The sequence below is a fragment of the Streptomyces sp. NPDC042364 genome, from assembly GCF_056437585.1.
The window spans coordinates 441024-460769 of sequence record NZ_JBWKAJ010000005.1; the positions used below are offsets into that span (position 1 = coordinate 441024).

The window sequence follows — 19746 nt, forward strand, 5'->3', positions numbered from 1 at the left end:
AGTCGTCCACAGGCAGGGGGCGGTGCGTTGACACCGCCCCCTTTCTTGCACCACCCTTTCACTACTCAATTAGTGAAAGGGTGGTTGTTCGAGTGGTCGAGTACCGCATCGACCGGCGCAGCGGTGTCGCCACCTATGTGCAGATCGTCCAGCAGACCAAACAGGCCCTGCGGCTCGGCCTGTTGGAGCCCGGCGACAAGCTCCCCACGGCCCGCGAGGTCGTGGAGGCCACCGCCATCAACCCGAACACGGTGCTGAAGGCCTACCGCGAGCTGGAGCGCGAGGGCCTGGTGGAGGCCCGCCGCGGCCTCGGCACGTTCGTACGGAAGTCACTGGGCGCCCGTCCGGTCGACTCACCGCTGCGCGCGGAGCTCGACGCGTGGACCCTCCGGGCCAAGGAGACCGGGCTCGAACGGGGCGACGTCGAGGCGCTCTTCACTTCGGTGCTGGAAGAACACTTCAAGGAAGACCAGGGGGACGAGATATGACCGACACCGCCATCGAGGCGGCCGCACTCGGCAGGAAGTTCGGGTGGCGGCAAGGGGGTTGGGCGCTGCGCGACTGCACGCTGCGGCTGCCGACGGGGCGCGTCTGCGCGGTCGTCGGACCGAACGGCGCGGGCAAGTCGACGCTGCTGGCCCACGCGGCCGGTCTGCTCGCCCCCACCGAGGGCACCATCAGCGTGCTGGGCACGACCCCGTCGGCAGCCCGCGAACGCATGGCGTACGTCGCCCAGGACAAGCCCCTGTACCCGCAGCTCACCATCGCCGAGACCCTGCGCATGGGCGCCGAGCTCAACCCCCGCCGCTGGGACGCGTCCGTGGCCGGGCGGATCGTCGAGGAGGGCGGGCTGGACCTCGGCGCCAGGGTCCGCTCCCTCTCCGGCGGCCAGCGCACCCGGGTCGCGCTCGCCCTCGCCCTCGGCAAGCGACCCGAACTGCTGCTGCTGGACGAGCCGATGGCCGACCTCGACCCGCTCGCCCGGCACCAGCTGATGGGCACGCTGCTCGCGGACTCCGCCGAACACGGCATGACGGTCGTCATGTCCTCCCATGTCGTGGCCGAACTGGAGGGCTCCTGCGACCATCTGCTCCTCCTCGGCGGCGGCCGGGTGCGCCTCGCCGGCCCGATGGACGCCCTCATCGCCGCCCACACCCTGGTCACGGGCCCGACCGGCGACCTCGCCCCGCACACCGTCGTCGAGTCCCGCACGACCGGGCGTCAGATCACCGCGCTCATACGGCCCGAGGGGCGGATCGCCGCCGGATTTCAGACCGACGCGCCGACCCTGGAGGAGCTGGTCCTCGCCCATCTGCGGTCCCCCGGCGCACCCGCGCTCACCCTCACGGACGAGGACAACGGGAACGGCGAGGACAACGGAAACGGCGAGGACAACGGGAACGGCGAGGGCGAGGCCGACGGAGCGCAGACCCGGGGAGCCTCCGTATGAGCGCCGCGACCATGGTGTCCCCCGTGGCACCGGAGCGCCGCCCCGCGCACCCCACCCGGAGCCTGGCCCGTGCGGTGCTGCGCCCGCACCGGTCGGCGCTGTGGTTCTGGGGGCTGCTGGTGGTGCTGATCGGCGGCGGGCTGCTGTGGGCCGCGGGGCCGGGGGTCGACGCCGCCTGGGCCGCCTATCTGAAGAGCAGTTGCAGGGAGACCGACTACTGCACAGTGGGTCCCGCCTACGACCGCTACTACCTGGTCGTCAGCCTCGGCTCCGCCGCCCTGGCCGCCGCCCCCGGCCTGGTCGGCGCCTGGGCGGGTGCCTCCCTGATCGGCCGCGAGCTGGAGAGCGGTACGGCGAAGGTGGCCTGGACCCAGTCCGTCACCCCGGCCCGCTGGCTCGCCGCCAAGCTGGCGGTCCCGGCCGCCCTGATCGTCTCCGGGACGGTCCTGCTGACCCTGCTGAACCGCCTGGTGTGGTGGCGCGAGGAGCGACTGCGGCACGCGCTGATGACCCGGGACTGGTTCGAATACGCCACCTTCACCGGCAACGGCACCCTCGCCACCGCCTACGCCCTCCTCGCCCTGGCCGTCGGTGTGGTGGCCGGTCTGCTGCTGCGCCGCTCCCTGCCCGCGCTGGCCGCCGGGTTCGCGGGCACGGTCGCCCTCATGGTCGTCCTCCGAGGGAACTGGGAGCACCTGTGGCCGGTGGTGGAGGCCCGCTCGGCCACCACGGAGCCGCGCTGGACCGGGATGCTCGTCGACCAGGGCGTCATCACCACCTCGGGCGACCGCGTCTCGAACGCCCTCTGCGAGGAGACCGACTGCGGCCGGAGCGACATCGTCGGCTACTGGGCCCAGTCCCACCCCACCTCCCACTTCTGGCCCCTCCAGCTCGTCGAGACCGGCATCGTCCTCGCCGTGACCGCCCTGCTGGTCGCGGTCTCCTTCCACCTGCTGCGCCGTCGTACGGGAGGCACCGCATGACCACCGTCACGACCGGCGTGTCCCGTACGGGAGGCGGCCCGCGCGGGCTGACCTGGACGCTGCTGCGCCTGCACAGCGCGGCCGTGTGGTTCTGGGCGCTCCTCGTCCTCGTGGCCGCCGGGTCCCTGGTGTGGGCCGCGGTACCGGGCGGAGAAGCCGCCTGGACCGCCTACGACTCGGGGCCCTGCGCCGACGGAGTGCCGGGCCCGGGCTGCGACCTCAACGCCCCCGCGATCCAGCTGTACGACACGGCCATGTACCTGGGCTCCGCGATCATCAGCATCGCGCCGCTGCTCGTCGCCGTCTGGGCGGGTGCCGCGCTGATCGGGCGGGAGCTGGAGAACGGCACGGCGAAGCTGGCCTGGACCCAGTCCGTCTCCCCGGCCCACTGGCTCGCCGCCAAGCTCGCGCTCCCGGCGGGCCTGCTCACCGCCGGCACCCTCCTGCTCGTCCAGCCGCACCGGATGATGTGGCAGGCCCACACCGACCGGTGGAGATCCTCGGGCATCTGGCAGTGGCACGACAGCCAGATCTTCGTAGCCAACGGGCCCGCCGCCCTCGCCCACGTCCTGCTCGGACTCGCCGTCGGCGTCCTGGTCGGCCTGCTCACCCGGCGCTCCCTGACCTCCCTGGGCTACGGCTTCTTCGCCATGGGCGGTCTGATCTACGCCCTCGAACTGGCCCGGCCGTACCTGTGGCCGGCGAGGACCGCGACGAAGCCGGTGTTCGAGGGGCACCCCGGCTTCATCGGCATGACCGTCACGGAGGGCGGCATCACCCCCACCGGGGACCGCGTCCCCAACCCCTGCCTGGCCGACGAGGACTGCGTCCTCGGACGGGACGTCGTGAGCCACTACCGCGACTACCACCCCTCCTCCCACTTCTGGCCCCTCCAGCTCGTCGAGACCGGCATCGTCCTCGCCGTCACCGCCCTGCTGGTCGCGGTCTCCTTCCGCCTGCTGCGCCGTCGTACGGGAGGCATGTCATGACCACCGCCGTCGCCACCACCGGCCACACCGCGCGCGGGCGGTTCCGCTTCCGCGGCCTGATCTGGACCGTGCTGCGCGTGCACCGCCCGGCCCTGCTGGTGTGGTGCGCGTACGTCCTGCTGATGGTCGCCTGGATGCTCTGGGCGCACCACGTCCCGGGCGATCGGCTGCGGGCCGAGGTCGCCGCCTGCCGGAGGCTGGAGGGCGGGTGCAAGGACGTGATGATGTTCGGCCACTCCGCGGCCCTGTCCTGGATCGGCACCTTCATCGCCTACTTCTCCTACGGCGTCGCCGCCTGGGCCGGCGCCTCCCTCATCGGCCGCGAACTGGAGCGGGGCACGGCCCAGCTCGCCTGGGCGCAGTCCGTCAGCCCCACCCGGTGGCTCACCGCCAAGCTGGCGGTGCCCGCGGTCGCCCTGACCGCCGGCACCACCGTCCTGGTCCTGGTCTACCGCTGGCTCTGGTCGGCCGAAGAGGAGCTGCGGGGCGACGAGTGGTACTACACCGACCCCTTCCTGAACCGCGGCCCGGCGGTCCTGGCGTACGCCCTGTGCGCCCTGGCCGTCGGCGCCCTCGCGGGCCTCGCCCTCCGGCGCTCACTGCCGGCCCTGGCCGTGGCCTTCGGCTTCGTCCTCTGGTTCCACCTGTACCTCGACGACCACTGGAGCGAGCTGTGGCCGGCGAGGACCCTCACGGGCACCGTCGCGAGCCATGATCTCGACGCCATCCCGGCCTCCCGCTTCTGGCCGCTGCACCTGATGACCACCGGCGTCATCCTCGCCGTCGCCGTCCTGGCCACCACCGCCGCCTACCGGCTGCTGCGCCGCCGCACCCGCTGACGGCACCCGGACCCGGCACGCCCCTCCTACGGGGGGCGTGCCCCGCTGGCGTACAGCGAGGACCGCTGTCAGACGAAGCACTCGGGGGCCGGGGCGTGCGCCCGGGGAACCGGCGGGCCGCCCTGCGCTATCCCGCACGTAAGGTCTCCGTAACCGGTGATTCAGACGACCTTGCGACGCTTCCGCAATGAACCCCGTCGTGCCCGAGCCCTCGCCACCCCCACGCAACGGCCCAAGCAACGGGAAGAGCGCGGGGAGGGGCGCTCCCGCGGCCACCACCACGGGCCCCGCGGCGCCCTCCGTGCGCTCCGGCACCACCGACGACGTCGTCGCGCGGATCGACGCGGACATCGCCGGGAACGCCGCCGCGCTCCCGCCGGCTCTCTCCGACGCGCCTGTGATGCTCGCGGCGCGGAACAATGGTGGTATGAGCCAGTCGAATGCCCAGGCACAGGTCCAGCACGCGCAGCCGTCCGTCGGCTCCATAGCCGCGCACCGCCCGCACACGGTGGCGGCCGTGGTCTCCGATCTCGAACCCGACATGGACGCCGACCTCGACGCCTACGAGGAGGCCCCGTACGACGGCGACCGCCTGCCGCAGAACCGCTTCCTCGACCGGGAGCGCAGCTGGCTCGCGTTCAACGAGCGGGTCCTGGAGCTCGCCGAGGACCCGAACACGCCCCTGCTGGAGCGGGCCAAGTTCCTGGCGATCTTCGCCAGCAACCTGGACGAGTTCTTCATGGTCCGGGTGGCCGGCCTGAAGCGCCGTATCGCCACCGGCGTCGCCACCAAGTCCGCCTCCGGCCTCCAGCCCCGCGAGGTGCTGGAGATGATCTGGGCCCGCTCCCGTGAGCTGATGGCCCGGCACGCCGCGTGCTTCCACGAGGACATCGCCCCGGCGCTCGCCGAGGAGGGCATCCACGTGGTCCGCTGGGGCGAGCTGACCGAGAAGGAGCAGGCCCGCCTGTTCACGCTCTTCCGGCACCAGATCTTCCCGGTCCTCACCCCGCTCGCCGTGGACCCGGCGCACCCCTTCCCGTACATCTCGGGCCTGTCGCTGAACCTGGCCGTGGTCGTCCGCAACCCGGTCTCCGGCCACCGGCACTTCGCCCGGGTGAAGGTGCCGCCGCTGCTCTCCCGCTTCCTGGAGGCCTCCCCCAGCCGCTACGTCCCGATCGAGGACGTGATCGCGGCCCACCTGGAGGAGCTGTTCCCGGGCATGGAGGTGCTGGAGCACCACGCCTTCCGCCTCACCCGCAACGAGGACCTGGAGGTCGAGGAGGACGACGCCGAGAACCTTCTCCAGGCGCTGGAGAAGGAGCTGATGCGGCGCCGCTTCGGGCCGCCGGTGCGCCTGGAGGTCGAGGAGTCCATCGACCGGTACGTCCTCGACCTGCTGGTCCGCGAGCTGAAGATCTCCGAGGCCGAGGTGTACCCGCTGCCGGGCCCCCTCGACCTCACCGGTCTCTTCGGCATCGGCGCCCTGGACCGGCCCGAGCTGAAGTACCCCAAGTTCATCGCCGGCACCCACCGCGACCTGGCCGAGGTCGAGTCGGCGTCGCCGCCCGACATCTTCGCCGCCCTGCGCGAGCGGGACGTCCTGCTGCACCACCCGTACGACAGCTTCTCCACCTCCGTCCAGGCGTTCCTGGAGCAGGCGGCCGCCGACCCGGACGTCCTCGCCATCAAGCAGACCCTGTACCGGACCTCCGGCGACTCCCCGATCGTGGACGCGCTGATCGACGCCGCCGAGTCCGGCAAGCAGGTCCTCGTCCTGGTCGAGATCAAGGCCCGCTTCGACGAGCAGGCCAACATCAAGTGGGCCCGCAAGCTGGAGGAGTCGGGCTGCCACGTCGTCTACGGCCTGGTCGGCCTGAAGACCCACTGCAAGCTGTCCCTGGTGGTCCGCCAGGAGGGCGAGACCCTGCGCCGCTACAGCCACGTCGGCACCGGCAACTACCACCCGAAGACGGCCCGCCTCTACGAGGACCTGGGCCTGCTGACGGCGGACCAGCAGGTCGGCGCGGACCTCTCCGACCTGTTCAACCGGCTCTCCGGCTACTCCCGCCGCGAGACGTACCGCCGGCTCCTCGTCGCCCCCAAGTCCCTGCGCGACGGACTGATCGCCCGCATCAGCAAGGAGGTCCAGCACCACCGCGCCGGACGTCCCGCGTACGTCCGCATCAAGGTCAACTCGATGGTCGACGAGGCCCTGATCGACGCCTGCTACCGGGCCTCGCAGGCCGGGGTGCCGGTCGACATCTGGGTGCGCGGCATCTGCGCGGTACGACCGGGCGTCCCCGGCCTCTCGGAGAACGTCCGCGTCCGCTCCGTCCTCGGCCGCTTCCTCGAACACTCCCGGATCTTCGCCTTCGGCAACGGCGGTGAGCCCGAGGTGTGGATCGGCAGCGCCGACATGATGCACCGCAACCTCGACCGCCGGATCGAGGCCCTCGTACGAGTCACCGACCCGGCCCACCGGGCGGCCCTCAACCGCCTGCTGGAGACCGGTATGTCCGACACGACCTCCTCCTGGCACCTCGGCCCCGACGGCGAGTGGACCCGGCACTCGACCGACACGGACGGCCAGCCCCTGCGCAACGTCCAGGAGATGCTCATTGACGCCCGGAGGCGCCGGCGTGGCACAGCGACACCTTGACCCCGCGAACTCCACGGCCGTCGCCGCCGACGCCCTCGCCGGGTATCTGCGGACCCAGGCCACCGAGTTCCTCCGCGCGCTGCGCACCCACCGGGAGACCGGTGGGGGCGCGGCATCCGGAGCCGAGGAGTCCACCGACGCGGCGCTCGCCCTGCGCCGCTCGGCCCGCCGCATCAGCGGCACCCTTCACACCTTCCGCCCCCTGCTCGACGCGGACTGGTCGGAGTCCCTCCGCCCCGAACTGGCCTGGCTGTCGGGGACCCTGGGCCGCGAGCACGCCTACGCGGCCCGGCTGGAGCGCCTGGTGGCGGCCCTTAACCGGCTGTCCGGAGCCGCCGGCGGGTTCCCCTCCCCGGCCGGCCCCGCCCTGGCGGGCCGCACCGCCGGGGCGGAACGCGCGGGGCCCGGCGGCACCGGCGCCCGCCCCCCGGCCACCCCCGACCGCGGCAACCTCACCGTCGGCGCCGCGAAGGCGGGCGCCCTCCTCGACCGCCAGCTCACCCTCGCCCGCACCCGGGCCCACTCGGCGGCCCTCCAGGCCCTCGGCTCCTCCCGCTTCCACGCCGTCGCCGACAGCCTCGCCGTCCTCGCCAGCGAGGTCCCCCTCACCCCCACCGCGACCGCCGCGGACCTGCGGCCCCTGGCCGCCGCGGCGCACGACCGCCTCCGTGACGCGGTCGCCGGCCTGCCCCTGCTGACCGCCGGCCACCCCTACAACGCCGAGGCCCTCGTCCACGGCCTCTCCCCCGACACCGCCCCCCACCCCCAGGACGCCCCCTGGCACCAGGTCCGGCTCCTGCTGCGCCTCCACCGCTACGCCCTGGAGGTCCTCCACCCCCAGGCCGTCCCCGTGGACGTCCGGCTCCTCGCGGCCGGTGACGCCCTCAACCGCCACCGCGACGCCTCCGAGGCGGCCTCCGCGGCGGCGGCCGCCGCCCGCACCCCCCGGATCGCCCCGGCCACGGCCTACGCCCTCGGTGTCCTGCACGCCGACCAACGCCACGAGGTCGAGGCGGCCCGCTTCGCGTTCCAGCAGTCCTGGCAGAAGGAGGCGGTGAGTACGTCATGAGCGGTGATGTCATCAACGCGGCGGGCTGTGTCCTGTGGCGCCGTTCCCCCGCCGCCGGAGACCTGGAGATCTGCCTGGTCCACCGGCCGAAGTACGACGACTGGTCGCACCCCAAGGGGAAGCTGAAGCGCGGCGAGGCCCCCCTCGAGGGGGCGCTGCGCGAGGTCGAGGAGGAGACCGGGTACCGCTGCGAGCCCGGCCCGCGCCTGCCCTCGACCCACTACTTCGTGGGCGGACGCGCCAAGCAGGTGAGTTACTGGGCGGCCGAGGCGACCGGCGGCGACTTCACCCCCAGCCGTGAGGTGGACCGGGTGCTCTGGCTGGACCCGGCCGAGGCCCGCGCCCGTCTCACCCAGCCCCGCGACCAGGAACTGGTCGACGAGTTCCTGGCGGCGCTCCGCCACGCCTGACCGCCGACCGCGCACGACCCGTACGGCCTTCCGGGCGCCGCACGGTCCTCGGCCGCGGACCTGCCCCGGGCCCTTTCGCGCCGGGCGCCCCCTCACCCCCCGCCCGCGTGGCCCTCGGCGTCGGTCCGGGCCAGGCTGCGGGCCCTGCGGGCCGGGCCGCGCCAGCCGCACGAGCAGCGGGCCACGCAGAAGCGGCCCTGTTCGACGGTCGTCGTGCGGTGCTCCTGCGGTAATACCGCCTCGTCGTGCTGTGCCACATCGATGACGTTACCCAGGACAGATGAACGTCTCCCCAACTCCGCTCCCTTCCCCCCCGCCCCGGCCCCTCCGGCCCCCGCGTGACGACCGCCCGTAGCCGTCGTTAACCCGGACGGCAGGAGGACCCGGTACGGACCGGCCAGGGGGTTTGCGGGCGATGGTGACGCGGCGGCGCGGCAGGGCGGGATCGGTGGTCGTCGCGGCGGGACTGATGGTCTTCCCCCTGGGCTGTGCCCCCGGCGTCGCCGGTGACGACGCCGTCCCCTCCGACCCCGTCGAACTCCTCCACCGCGCCGCCCCCACCCTCGTCCGCGCGGGCAGCTCCAAGACCCGCACGGAGATGGAGATGGCCACCGGCGGCACCCGTGTCAGCATCCACGGCGAGGGCGTCTACGACTACGGCAGACAGCTCGGCCGGCTGAAGGTGATGCTGCCGCAGGACCCCGCGGGCACCAGCGAGCACCGCCCCATCACCGAACTCCTCGCCCCCGGTGCCCTGTTCATGAAGAACCGGGGCGCGGGCGTCCCCGCCGACAAGTGGGTCCGCGTCGACACCGGCACCCTCTCCGACGGCAACCTGGTCACCGGCGGCGCCACCGACCCGTTCGCCGCCGCCGAGGTCCTGCGCGGCACGCGCACCGCGACCTACGTCGGGCGGGCCGAGATCGAGGGCATCCCCGTCCGCCACTACCGCGGCACCGCCGACCTCGCCGCCGCCTCCCGTGCCGCCTCCGAGGGCAACCGGGCCCCGCTGCGCGCCGCGGCCCGGGGGTTCGCCACCGCCCGGGTCCCCTTCGACGCGTACCTCGACGACGAGGGCCGGATCCGCAAGGTCCGCCACCGGTTCAGCTTCGTCAACGGCCGGCAGCAGGGCACGGTGGTCGTCGCCTCGACGACGCTGCTGTACGACTTCGGCGTCCATGTCGCCGTACAACTGCCGGAGCCGGAGGACATCTACGCCGGGAAGATCGCGGAGTGATCAGGACGACCGGAGTCCGGGGCCCTGGGGGACAGCGGGGGGCCGGAAATGGTCCGTTGGTGCCATGCGCGTTCCGTGGGCCGCTGCCTACCCTAAGGGTTGTCCCGTCACCCCCGGCGGGCGCGCGACGCCGGCTACGGCACCTCGCCGCGTTGTCGGAACGCCCGCATACATCCAGTACGCGGACGCTCCCCCGCCCCGCGATGCACCGCATCCGACGCCGCGCGCCGATCCACCGGGGATCACGGGACAGCCCTGAGGGTGACGGCCGAGAAGAGGTGATGCGCGTGGCTCCGGCAGGCGGTACGGCTGTTCATGACCACGTGGCCCTCGCCGAGATCGAGCTCTGCGGTGAACTCATCATCGCCGCCTCGGCCACCGACGGGGACCGCCTGAGCCCCGACCGCATCGACGAAGTCCTCCGCGTACGGGAAGAACGGGCGCAGGACGGCCCGTAGTCCGTCATGGCGACGGCCCCCAGCCGGCGCGGCACGGGAGCCGTCGGAACGCGGACGGTGGCCGAAAATCGATCACCCGGGAGCCGCGCGGACGCTCAGGTCCGCAGCAGCCGGCCGATCGCCTTCGTGGCCTCCTCCACCTTCGCGTCGACCTCGGCACCCCCCTTGAGGGCCGCGTCGGCGACGCAGTGCCGCAGGTGTTCCTCCAGCAGTTGCAGCGCGAAGGACTGCAGGGCCTTGGTGGAGGCGGAGACCTGCGTGAGTATGTCGATGCAGTAGACATCCTCGTCGACCATCCGCTGGAGCCCTCGGATCTGGCCCTCGATGCGCCTCAGACGCTTGAGATGCTCGTCCTTCTGCTGGTGATACCCATGGATTCCGCGGTCGTGGTCGGTCACGACGGGCGGCTCCACGGCGTCTGCGACGGAGGGCGCTTCCGCGCCGGCCCCGGTGGTCGTCATCGCGTCCTCCAGACATATACCCCTACTGGGTATATCGTACCGAACTTTGGCGGGTATACGGCCTGCGGGCGGCCCCCCTGCCGACCGCCGTGGCCGATGGGCGACACTGGGGGACGGCCCATTAGCCGTGGCCGGATGATGCACTTAGCATCAGCCTGACCGAAACCGATGCACCCCGAGGACCCCTTGTGCGCTTTCGTCTGACCCCCAGGGAGACGAGCTTCTACGACATGTTCGCCGCCTCCGCGGACAACATCGTCACGGGCTCGAAGCTCCTGATGGAACTGCTCGGGGCGGACACGTCCGCCCGGGCCGAGATCGCGGAGCGCATGCGGGCAGCGGAGCACGCCGGTGACGACGCCACCCACGCGATCTTCCACCAGCTGAACTCCTCGTTCATCACGCCGTTCGACCGCGAGGACATCTACTCCCTCGCGTCCTCCCTCGACGACATCATGGACTTCATGGAGGAGGCCGTCGACCTGGTCGTCCTCTACAACGTCGAGGAGCTGCCGAAGGGCGTCGAGCGGCAGATCGAGGTCCTGGCGCGCGCGGCCGAGCTGACCGCCGAGGCCATGCCCAACCTCCGCACGATGGACAACCTCACCGAGTACTGGATCGAGGTGAACCGGCTGGAGAACCAGGCGGACCAGATCCACCGCAAGCTGCTCGCCTATCTCTTCAGCGGCAAGTACGACGCCATCGAGGTCCTGAAGCTCAAGCAGATCGTGGACGTGCTGGAAGAGGCCGCGGACGCCTTCGAGCACGTGGCGAACACGGTGGAGACCATCGCGGTCAAGGAGTCCTGAGCCCTTCATGGACACCTTCGCTCTGGTCGTGACCATCGGGGTCGCGCTCTTCTTCACGTACACCAACGGCTTCCACGACTCCGCGAACGCGATCGCGACCTCGGTGTCGACCCGTGCGCTCACCCCGCGTGCCGCGCTCGCCATGGCTGCGGTCATGAACCTGATCGGCGCCTTCCTGGGCAGCGGGGTCGCCAAGACGGTCAGCGAAGGGCTGATCTCCACCCCGGAGGGCTCGAAGGGGATGGGCATCCTCTTCGCGGCCCTCGTCGGCGCGATCACCTGGAACCTGATCACCTGGTACTTCGGTCTGCCGTCCTCGTCCTCCCACGCGCTGTTCGGCGGCATGGTGGGCGCGGCCCTGGCCGGCGGGACGACGGTCTACTGGTCCGGTGTGCTGGAGAAGGTCGTCATCCCGATGTTCGTCTCCCCGGTGGTCGGCCTGGTCGTCGGCTATCTGGTGATGGCGGCGATCATGTGGATCTTCCGCCGCTCCAACCCGCACAAGGCCAAGCGCGGCTTCCGTATAGCGCAGACCGTGTCGGCTGCCGGTATGGCCCTCGGCCACGGTCTCCAGGACGCCCAGAAGACGATGGGCATCGTGGTGATGGCCCTGGTCATCGCGGACGTCGAGGACTACGGCGACCCGATCCCGGTCTGGGTGAAGATCGCCTGCGCGGTCATGCTGTCCCTCGGCACGTACGCGGGCGGCTGGCGCATCATGCGCACCCTGGGCCGGAAGATCATCGAACTCGACCCGCCGCAGGGCTTCGCCGCCGAGACCACCGGCGCGTCGATCATGTTCATCACGGCCTTCATCTTCAAGGCCCCCATCTCGACGACCCACATCATCACCTCGGCGATCATGGGCGTCGGCGCCACGAAGCGGGTGAACGCGGTCCGCTGGGGCGTCGCCAAGAACATCATCCTCGGCTGGTTCATCACCATGCCGGCGGCCGCCCTGGTGGCCGCGACCAGCTTCTGGATCGTGAACCTGGCGTTCCTCTGACGGGAACACCGTCCGAAAAGGGCGCGGGCCCGTCCCCCGGGAGCCGGGGGACGGGCCCTTTACCTACCTCGTGGCGGCACCGCCATGCAGCGCCACGAGGGGTCCTGGGGGCGGGGCGGAGCCGGGACGGCGGCTCCGGCACCCGCAGACCGGCCTAGCCGAAGCGGCCGGAGATGTAGTCCTCCGTGGCCTGCACCGACGGGTTGGAGAAGATCCGCTCGGTGTCGTCGATCTCGATCAGCTTGCCCGGCTGCCCGACGGCCGCCAGGTTGAAGAACGCCGTACGGTCCGAGACACGCGCCGCCTGCTGCATGTTGTGCGTCACGATGACGATCGTGAACCGTTCCTTCAGCTCACCGATGAGGTCCTCGATGGCGAGGGTGGAGATCGGGTCCAGGGCCGAACAGGGCTCGTCCATGAGCAGCACCTTCGGCTCGACCGCGATCGCCCGGGCGATGCAGAGCCGCTGCTGCTGCCCGCCGGAGAGGCCGGAGCCCGGCTTGCCCAGGCGGTCCTTGACCTCGTTCCAGAGGTTCGCCCCCTTGAGGGACTTCTCGACGACGTCGTCCATCTCGGACTTCTTCTTGCTGCCGACGAGCTTCAGGCCGGCCGCCACGTTGTCGTAGATCGACATCGTCGGGAACGGGTTCGGGCGCTGGAAGACCATGCCGACCTCACGCCGCACCGACACCGGGTCGACCCCGGCGCCGTACAGGTCCTCGTCGTCGAGCATGACCTTGCCCTCGACGCGGCCACCCGGCGTGACCTCGTGCATCCGGTTCAGGGTGCGCAGGAAGGTGGACTTGCCGCAGCCGGAGGGGCCGATGAAGGCCGTCACGGTGCGGGGCTCGACGGTCATCGAGATGTCCTCGATGGCCCGGAAGGAACCGTAATAGGCGTTGAGGCCGCTGACGTCGATTCGCTTGGCCATGTGAATCACTGCTTCTTTCGCGAGGAATTCGCGGGGAATTCGCTGGGGAACTGGTCGCTGTATGGCCGCGTCAGCGACCGGTCTTGGGAGCCTTCCAGCGGGCGATGCCGCGGGCCGCCAGGTTCAGGATCATGATGAAGGCGATGAGCGTCAGGGCCGCCGCCCACGCACGGTCGTACGCCGCTCCGGAGCCGCCGCTGTTGGCGTACTGCAGATAGATGTACATCGGCAGCGACGCCTGCGGGTCGGTGAAGGGGTTCGTGTTGATGAAGTTGGAACCCCACACCAGCAGCAGGACCGGGGCGGTCTCACCGGCGATACGGGCGACCGCGAGCATCACACCTGTCGTGATACCACCGATCGCGGTCGGGAGCACCACCTTGAGGATGGTGCGCCACTTCGGCACGCCGAGGGCCAGGGATGCCTCGCGCAGCTCGTTCGGGACGAGCTTGAGCATCTCCTCGGTGGAGCGGACGACGACCGGCAGCATCAGGATGGTCAGCGCCATCGCGCCGGCGAAGCCGGAGGGGCCCATGCCCAGGATCAGGATCCAGGTACTGAGGATGAACAGACCCGCGACGATCGACGGGACACCCGTCATGACGTCGACGAAGAAGGTGACGGCCTTGGCGAGGTTGCCGCGGCCGTACTCGACGAGGTAGATCGCGGTCAGCACACCGATCGGCACGGAGATCAGGGTGGCGAGGCCGACCTGCTCCAGGGTGCCGAGGATGGCGTGGTAGATGCCGCCGCCCGGCTCGGTGTCGGCGACCACGCCCATCGAGTGCGTGAGGAAGTACATGTCGAGGACCTTCACCCCGCGGCTGACCGTCTCCCAGACGAGGGAGGCCAGCGGGGCGACGGCGAGGAGGAACGCGACCCAGACGACGCTGGTGGCGACCCGGTCCTTGGCCTGTCGCTTGCCCTCGACGCGGGCGGCGATGCCGAACGTCCCGGCGACGAAGAGGACTCCGGCGATGAGGGCCCACTGGATGGAGCTCTCCAGGCCCAGCGCGGCCGAGATGCCGAGGCCCAGGCCGACCGAGGCGGCGGCGACCGCCCAGGAGAACCACTTGGGCAGGGACGCGGCGCGCAGGGAGCTGGGGCGCCTGTCGGAGAGAGTTGCGTTGCTCATGCGTTGGCCCCCGAGAACTCCTTGCGGCGGGCGATGATCAGGCGGGCCGCGCCGTTGACCAGCAGGGTGATGACGAACAGGACCAGACCGGAGGCGATGAGCGCGTCCCGGCCCATCTCGGTGGCCTCGCTGAACTTGCTGGCGATGTTCTGGGCGAAGGTGCCGCCGCCCGGGTCGAGCAGGCTGAGGTTGATCTCGAAGCTGGAGGACAGGACCATCGCGACGGCCATCGTCTCGCCGAGGGCACGGCCCAGACCGAGCATCGAGGCGGAGATGACACCGGAGCGCCCGAAGGGCAGGACCGCCATGCGGATGACCTCCCAGCGGGTGGCGCCGAGGGCGAGCGCGGCCTCCTCGTGCATCTGCGGGACCTGGCGGAAGACCTCGCGGCTCACGTTGGTGATGATCGGCAGGATCATGATCGCGAGCAGGATGCCGACGGTGAGCATCGAACGGGGGGCGCCGCCCTGCCATTCGAAGATGCCGGTCCAGCCGAGGTAGTCGTTCAGCCAGCCGTAGAGGCCGTCGAGCTGCGGTACGAGCACGAGGGCGCCCCAGAGGCCGTACACGATGGACGGGACGGCGGCGAGCAGGTCGACCACGTACGCGATGGGGCCGCCCAGCCTGCGCGGGGCGTAGTGCGTGATGAACAGGGCGATACCGACGGCGACCGGGACCGCGATGGCCATCGCGATGACCGACGACACGATGGTGCCGAAGGCCAGCACCGCGATGCCGAAGACCGGCGGGGTGCCGGTGGGGTTCCACTCGAAGGTGGTGAAGAAGTTGCCCTCGTCCTGGCTGATCGCGAGTGCGGCCCGGTAGCTGAGGAACACCGCGATGGCCGCCATGATCGCCAGCAGGAAGATGCCGGAGCCGCGGGAGAGCCCGAGGAAGATGCGGTCGCCGGGGCGGGTGGCGCCGCGCGCGGCGCGCTTCGCCTCCTTGGCGGGGGGCGGTGGCGTGGAGGGAAGTGGGGTGTCTTTGGTCGTGGATATGTCCATCAGGTTCTCCGGTCTGCGGAGCCGTCGTCGCGGGGACGTCGACTCGGGGCGGAGCCGCCCGCGGTGGCGGGACGGCTCCTGGCGGCGGTGCACCGGACGGTGCGGCCCGGTCCCGGTGGGGGCCGGGCCGCACTCAGGTCAGCTCAGGTCCGAGATGGTGCTGCGGACCTTGGTGATGATCTCCTCGGGCATCGGGGCGTAGCCGGCGTCGGCGAGCAGCGCCTGGCCGTCCTCGCTGGCGATGTAGCCGAGGAAGGACTTGGTGGCGGGCAGGGTGTCCGCCTTGTTGCCCTTGTCACAGACGATCTCGTAGGTGACCAGGGTGATCGGGTAGGCGCCCTCGGCGGTCGGCGTGTAGTTCAGCTTCAGCGCGAGGTCCTTGCCGGTGCCCACGACCTGGGCCTCGGAGATGGCCTTGGTGGCGTTCTCGACGGTCGCCTTGACCGGCTCGGCGGCCTCGGTCTTGATGTCGACCGTGCTCATGCCGTCCTTGGCGTACGAGAGCTCCATGTAGGAGATCGCGCCCTCGGTCTCCTTCACGCCCTGGGCGACACCGGAGGAGCCCTGCGCGGACTGACCGCCCTTGGCCTGCCAGGCCTTGCCGCCCTCGTACTTCCACTGGTCGGGAGCGGCGGCGATCAGGTACTTGGTGAAGTTGTCCGTGGTGCCGGACTCGTCCGAGCGGTGGTACGGCTGGATCTTGAGGTCGGGGAGCTTCGCGTCGGGGTTCAGCGCCGCGATGGCCTTGTCGTTCCAGTTGGTGATCTTGCTGTCGAAGATCAGCGCGAGGGTCTTGGCGTCCAGGACCAGGCTGTCGACGCCCGGGACGTTATAGCCGACCGCGATCGGGCCGCCCACCATCGGCAGGTCGATGCCCTGGCCGCCGGAGCAGACCTTCTTGGAGGCGGTGACCTCTTCCGGCTTCAGCGCGGAGTCGGAGCCGGCGAAGGCGACCTGGCCCTGGGTGAACGCGGTGATGCCGGCGCCCGAACCGCTGCCCTTGTAGTTGATCTGGACGCTCTTGCAGGAGGCCGTGTACTGCTTGACCCAGGCGTCGATGGCGTTCTTCTGCGCGGAGGAGCCGTCGGCCAGCAGCTGGCCCTTGGCGTCGCCGCAGTCGATCTTGCTGTTGGCCGACGCCGTGCTGTCGCCCGCGGTGTTGCCGCCCGTGTCGTCCGACCCACAAGCCGTCAGGGTCAGGGCGCCGGTGACGGCGACAGCACCGAGAGAAAGGGCGCGCAGCCGGTTCTTGCGCTGAAGCTTCACTTTCGGGAGTTCCTTCCAGGAGCCGCCGTCCACATGGCGGCGTGCGAAGTCGTCGTATCAGCCTCGGGAGTGCTCTTGCGGGCACCTGTCGCCCCTCAGGCTGCTGTCGTCACGGGATGAGAGGCCGTGTTCTCGGCTCGCGTCCCGCACCGGGTAAGGCCGAAATTAGGCAGATCAGGTGAAGCCGCCGATGGACGGAAGTGAACGACGAGTGAACCCCTGCCGACAGTGCGGTGAGGTAACGGAATGCTCACGGAGCCCGCCGCCCCCTGGACCGGACACCCCCTCGCACAGTCACCCTCCACTCCAGGACCGAACAGCACATGTGCAGTTAACGGGGTCACTAATCCCCAACAAAAGGAAACTCCACGCATACCAGACACGTCCACCGCAGCCTTGCCCACGGCGTCGCGGACTCACGCGAAGCCACCACGACGAACCCGAACCCGAACCCGATCCCGAACCCGATCCCGCACCCGCACCCGCACCCGCGGCTGAGGGAACCCCACCCCCACCCACGCCCGTCTCGTCTCACGACCCCACATCGCGGCGCACCGGGAGGCGCACATGGAACGGCGTACGTTCATCGGCGGCGGTGCGGCCGCACTCACCGCACTGACCACCTCGGCCTGCACCTCCGGCGGCGGCTCCGACGCCTCGGCCACGGCCACGAACGCCTCCCTCCGGACGACCACGACGACGGCCACGCGCGCGGGCGGGAAGCCCACCGCGGCCAACTGGTCCGCCCTCGCCCGCGACCTCGACGGCCCCCTCGTCCGCCCCGGCGACAAGGCCTGGACCACGGCCCGCCAGCTCTACAACACCCGCTTCGACACCCTGAAGCCCACCGCCGTCGCCTACGTCGCCCACCCCGACGACATCCGCACCACCCTCGCCTACGCCAGGGCCCACGACCTCAGGGTGGCGATACGCAACGGCGGCCACTCCTACGCCGGCTGGTCCTCCGGCAACGGCCGTCTGATCGTCGACGTCTCCAAGCTCAACAAGGTCCGCGCCTCCGGCGGCGAGGCCGTGATCGGCGCCGGCGCGAAGCTCATCGACGTCTACCGCGCGCTCGCCGCCAAGGGCGTCACCATCCCCGCCGGCTCCTGCCCCACCGTCGGCGTCTCCGGCCTCACCCTCGGCGGCGGCCACGGCGTGACGTCCCGCGCCTACGGCCTGACCTGCGACAGCCTCACCCAGGCCACCCTCATCACGGCGGACGGCAAACGGCTGGTCGCCGACGCCACCACCCACAAGGACCTCTTCTGGGCCCTGCGCGGCGCCGGGAACGGCAACTTCGGCGTGGTCACCGAACTCCGCTTCAAGACCCACGCGGCCCCGCCCGGCGTCACCGCGTACCTCACCTGGCCCTGGTCCAAGGCCGCCGCCGTCCTGAGGGCCTGGCAGGAGTGGGGCCCCGCCCAGCCCGACGAGATCTGGTCGTCCTGCCACATCTCGAACGCCGCCGGCGGCACCCCGAGGGTCTCCGTCGCCGCCTTCTCCCTCGGCACCTACGGCGAGCTGCAGAACGCCGTCGACCGGCTCGCCGACCGGGTGGGCGCCCCGGCCCGCGGCGTCTCCCTCAAGCGCCGTACGTACGAGGACGCCATGGAGGGCTACGCCGGCTGCTCGTCCTTCGCCGACGACGCCCAGTGCCATCTGCCCGGCACGACCCCCGGCCGCTCCCCCAAGGGCGCCCTGGGCCGCGAGACGTACGCCGCCCGCTCGGACTTCTTCGACCGTTCGATCTCCTCGGCCGGCATCCAGACCCTGCTCACCCAGATCACCGGGGTGAAGGGCGGTGCCGGCAGCATCGCGCTCACCGCGCTCGGCGGCCAGGTGAACCGGGTCGCGCCGACGGCGACGGCCTTCGTCCACCGCCGCTCGCGGATGCTGGCCCAGTACATCGCCTCCTGGCGGGCCGGCACCTCCGGCACGGCCGCCCAGTCCTGGCTGAACACCGCCCACAAGTCGATGTCCCGCCACGCCTCGGGCGCCGCGTACCAGAACTACAGCGACCCGACCCTCACCGACTGGAAGAAGGCGTACTACGGCGACGCCACGGCCCGGCTGACGACCCTGAAGAAGAAGTACGACCCGAACCGCTTCTTCACGTTCCCGCAGGCGCTGTAGCCCCTGAGGCGGCCCGCTCCGGGGCGCTCACGCCGTCGCGGGAGCCCCGGTCATGACGACGGCCCCCTCACCGGCTTGCGGTGAGGGGGCCGTTCGTACGCCGGGTCCGGCTCGCGGTGCTACGCCGCCAGGTCCCGCTCCTCCGCCGAGGACGTCTCCACCCGCGCGCCCGGGATCACCGCGCGCTGTCCGTCGCGCCCGCGCGCCCGGACGATCCACCCCACCCGGGGCGACCGCTCGATCGCCCTCGTCACCGGCGTCAGCAGCGCCATGGCGAGCGGCGAGAGCAGCAGGGCGACGGCGGTGCCGAGCGCGAAGCCGCCGATCACATCGGTCGGGTAGTGCACGCCCATGTACACGCGGATGAAACCGCCGAGCAGCGCGACGACCAGTCCGACCAGCCCGAACCTGCGGTTCGCGAGGAAGAGCCCGACGCCCATCGCCATGATCAGGGTCGCGTGATCGCTCACGAAGGAGTAGTCGGTCTTGCCGGAGACGAGCACCTCCAGCCCCTCGTGGTCGAGGAAGGGCCGGGGCCGCTCGACGAATCCGCGTATCGGCACGTTGACCAGTACGGCGATGCCGGCGGCCAGCGGCGCCCACACCAGCGCGGCCACGGACGAGGCCGCGTCCTCGCCGCCGCGCTTGCGCACACCCCACCAGCACCCGAGGATCAGCAGCACCATGGCGAACAGCAGGCCGTACTCGCCGACGAACTCCATGACCCGGTCGAGCCAGGTCGGCGCGGCCTTGGCCAGGCCGTTGATGTCGTAGAGCAGCTCGACGTCGGGATTGGATCCGGAATCAGCGGCAAGTGCGGCATGCGCGGCGAGTCCAGCCATCGTGCTGCGGCCCTTTCGTCATCGTTCCCGCGACCGCACCCGTACGTGCGCCGCGCTGTTGC

19 protein-coding genes are annotated in these 19746 nt (G+C 71.2%); 13 read left to right on the plus strand and 6 right to left on the minus strand.

Translation table 11 applies throughout. The features are described 5' to 3' along the window. The first annotated feature begins 92 nt into the window (after positions 1 to 92). From AC067N_RS13830 to AC067N_RS13875, 10 genes are all read left to right on the plus strand, one after another. Positions 93 to 488: a GntR family transcriptional regulator gene (locus AC067N_RS13830; protein ID WP_478679137.1), complete on the plus strand. Its 396-nt coding sequence runs from the start codon at positions 93 to 95 to the stop codon at positions 486 to 488. Further along, the gene (locus AC067N_RS13835) at positions 485 to 1450 is read left to right on the plus strand and encodes an ABC transporter ATP-binding protein (RefSeq protein WP_478679086.1); all 966 of its coding nucleotides are present in this window, start codon (positions 485 to 487) and stop codon (positions 1448 to 1450) included. Before AC067N_RS13830 ends, AC067N_RS13835 begins: the two co-directional genes overlap by 4 nt. Next, positions 1447 to 2433, plus strand: a complete 987-nt coding sequence (locus AC067N_RS13840) for an ABC transporter permease (protein WP_478679087.1) — start codon at positions 1447 to 1449, stop codon at positions 2431 to 2433. Before AC067N_RS13835 ends, AC067N_RS13840 begins: the two co-directional genes overlap by 4 nt. Then, a complete protein-coding gene (locus AC067N_RS13845; protein ID WP_478679088.1) occupies positions 2430 to 3422 on the plus strand; it encodes an ABC transporter permease in 993 nt (330 codons plus the stop codon). Before AC067N_RS13840 ends, AC067N_RS13845 begins: the two co-directional genes overlap by 4 nt. Beyond that, positions 3419 to 4261, plus strand: coding sequence for an ABC transporter permease (locus AC067N_RS13850; RefSeq protein WP_478679089.1), 843 nt, complete (start codon positions 3419 to 3421; stop codon positions 4259 to 4261). The genes AC067N_RS13845 and AC067N_RS13850 overlap by 4 nt, the downstream gene beginning before the upstream one ends. Positions 4262 to 4688: 427 nt before the next feature. Beyond that, on the plus strand, positions 4689 to 6920 hold the full coding sequence (locus tag AC067N_RS13855) for an RNA degradosome polyphosphate kinase (RefSeq protein ID WP_478679138.1): 2232 nt from the start codon (positions 4689 to 4691) through the stop codon (positions 6918 to 6920). Then, the gene (locus tag AC067N_RS13860) at positions 6901 to 7989 is read left to right on the plus strand and encodes a CHAD domain-containing protein (protein ID WP_478679090.1); all 1089 of its coding nucleotides are present in this window, start codon (positions 6901 to 6903) and stop codon (positions 7987 to 7989) included. Before AC067N_RS13855 ends, AC067N_RS13860 begins: the two co-directional genes overlap by 20 nt. Beyond that, complete coding sequence (locus AC067N_RS13865) at positions 7986 to 8399, plus strand: NUDIX hydrolase (protein ID WP_478679091.1); 414 nt, start codon at positions 7986 to 7988, stop codon at positions 8397 to 8399. The genes AC067N_RS13860 and AC067N_RS13865 overlap by 4 nt, the downstream gene beginning before the upstream one ends. 415 nt (positions 8400 to 8814) lie before the next feature. After that, a complete protein-coding gene (locus tag AC067N_RS13870) occupies positions 8815 to 9636 on the plus strand; it encodes an SCO4651 family lipoprotein (protein WP_478679092.1) in 822 nt (273 codons plus the stop codon). Between the two features lie 287 nt (positions 9637 to 9923). Next, the gene (locus AC067N_RS13875) at positions 9924 to 10094 is read left to right on the plus strand and encodes a hypothetical protein (protein WP_478679139.1); all 171 of its coding nucleotides are present in this window, start codon (positions 9924 to 9926) and stop codon (positions 10092 to 10094) included. Positions 10095 to 10189: 95 nt separating this feature from the next. Here the strand turns inward: AC067N_RS13875 and AC067N_RS13880 are convergent, their stop codons facing one another. Beyond that, complete coding sequence (locus AC067N_RS13880; protein WP_478679093.1) at positions 10190 to 10555, minus strand: metal-sensitive transcriptional regulator; 366 nt, start codon at positions 10553 to 10555, stop codon at positions 10190 to 10192. A 188-nt stretch (positions 10556 to 10743) separates the two neighbouring features. Between AC067N_RS13880 and AC067N_RS13885 the strand changes: the two genes are divergently transcribed. After that, positions 10744 to 11364, plus strand: a complete 621-nt coding sequence (locus AC067N_RS13885) for a DUF47 domain-containing protein (protein ID WP_478679094.1) — start codon at positions 10744 to 10746, stop codon at positions 11362 to 11364. 7 nt (positions 11365 to 11371) lie between these two features. Next, positions 11372 to 12370, plus strand: coding sequence for an inorganic phosphate transporter (locus AC067N_RS13890; protein ID WP_478679095.1), 999 nt, complete (start codon positions 11372 to 11374; stop codon positions 12368 to 12370). 154 nt (positions 12371 to 12524) lie between these two features. On the opposite strand, the gene pstB is transcribed toward AC067N_RS13890, so the two are convergent. The 4 genes from pstB to pstS form a co-directional block, all read right to left on the minus strand. After that, complete coding sequence (gene pstB, locus AC067N_RS13895; protein ID WP_478679096.1) at positions 12525 to 13301, minus strand: phosphate ABC transporter ATP-binding protein PstB; 777 nt, start codon at positions 13299 to 13301, stop codon at positions 12525 to 12527. A 70-nt stretch (positions 13302 to 13371) separates the two neighbouring features. Further along, a complete protein-coding gene (gene pstA / locus AC067N_RS13900; protein WP_478679097.1) occupies positions 13372 to 14436 on the minus strand; it encodes a phosphate ABC transporter permease PstA in 1065 nt (354 codons plus the stop codon). Beyond that, positions 14433 to 15440, minus strand: coding sequence for a phosphate ABC transporter permease subunit PstC (pstC, locus tag AC067N_RS13905; protein WP_478679098.1), 1008 nt, complete (start codon positions 15438 to 15440; stop codon positions 14433 to 14435). Before pstC ends, pstA begins: the two co-directional genes overlap by 4 nt. Positions 15441 to 15578: 138 nt before the next feature. After that, the gene (gene pstS / locus AC067N_RS13910; protein ID WP_478679099.1) at positions 15579 to 16706 is read right to left on the minus strand and encodes a phosphate ABC transporter substrate-binding protein PstS; all 1128 of its coding nucleotides are present in this window, start codon (positions 16704 to 16706) and stop codon (positions 15579 to 15581) included. A 567-nt stretch (positions 16707 to 17273) separates the two neighbouring features. Between pstS and AC067N_RS13915 the strand changes: the two genes are divergently transcribed. Continuing rightward, on the plus strand, positions 17274 to 18842 hold the full coding sequence (locus AC067N_RS13915) for an FAD-binding oxidoreductase (protein WP_478679100.1): 1569 nt from the start codon (positions 17274 to 17276) through the stop codon (positions 18840 to 18842). 119 nt (positions 18843 to 18961) lie between these two features. Here AC067N_RS13915 and AC067N_RS13920 read toward each other — a convergent pair whose 3' ends face one another. Next, entirely contained in the window at positions 18962 to 19684 is a 723-nt protein-coding gene (locus AC067N_RS13920) for a phosphatase PAP2 family protein (RefSeq protein WP_478679101.1), read from the minus strand. Positions 19685 to 19746: the final 62 nt, after the last annotated feature.

Coding starts and splice junctions, on each gene's coding strand:
- AC067N_RS13880 (WP_478679093.1), bottom strand. CDS start 10,555: ATGACGACCACCGGGGCCGGCGCGGAAGCGCCCTCCGTCGCAGACGCC.
- AC067N_RS13845 (WP_478679088.1), top strand. CDS start 2,430: ATGACCACCGTCACGACCGGCGTGTCCCGTACGGGAGGCGGCCCGCGC.
- pstB (WP_478679096.1), bottom strand. CDS start 13,301: ATGGCCAAGCGAATCGACGTCAGCGGCCTCAACGCCTATTACGGTTCC.
- AC067N_RS13920 (WP_478679101.1), bottom strand. CDS start 19,684: ATGGCTGGACTCGCCGCGCATGCCGCACTTGCCGCTGATTCCGGATCC.
- AC067N_RS13865 (WP_478679091.1), top strand. CDS start 7,986: ATGAGCGGTGATGTCATCAACGCGGCGGGCTGTGTCCTGTGGCGCCGT.
- AC067N_RS13835 (WP_478679086.1), top strand. CDS start 485: ATGACCGACACCGCCATCGAGGCGGCCGCACTCGGCAGGAAGTTCGGG.
- AC067N_RS13840 (WP_478679087.1), top strand. CDS start 1,447: ATGAGCGCCGCGACCATGGTGTCCCCCGTGGCACCGGAGCGCCGCCCC.
- AC067N_RS13850 (WP_478679089.1), top strand. CDS start 3,419: ATGACCACCGCCGTCGCCACCACCGGCCACACCGCGCGCGGGCGGTTC.
- pstA (WP_478679097.1), bottom strand. CDS start 14,436: ATGAGCAACGCAACTCTCTCCGACAGGCGCCCCAGCTCCCTGCGCGCC.
- AC067N_RS13915 (WP_478679100.1), top strand. CDS start 17,274: ATGGAACGGCGTACGTTCATCGGCGGCGGTGCGGCCGCACTCACCGCA.
- AC067N_RS13870 (WP_478679092.1), top strand. CDS start 8,815: ATGGTGACGCGGCGGCGCGGCAGGGCGGGATCGGTGGTCGTCGCGGCG.
- pstC (WP_478679098.1), bottom strand. CDS start 15,440: ATGGACATATCCACGACCAAAGACACCCCACTTCCCTCCACGCCACCG.
- AC067N_RS13890 (WP_478679095.1), top strand. CDS start 11,372: ATGGACACCTTCGCTCTGGTCGTGACCATCGGGGTCGCGCTCTTCTTC.
- AC067N_RS13855 (WP_478679138.1), top strand. CDS start 4,689: ATGAGCCAGTCGAATGCCCAGGCACAGGTCCAGCACGCGCAGCCGTCC.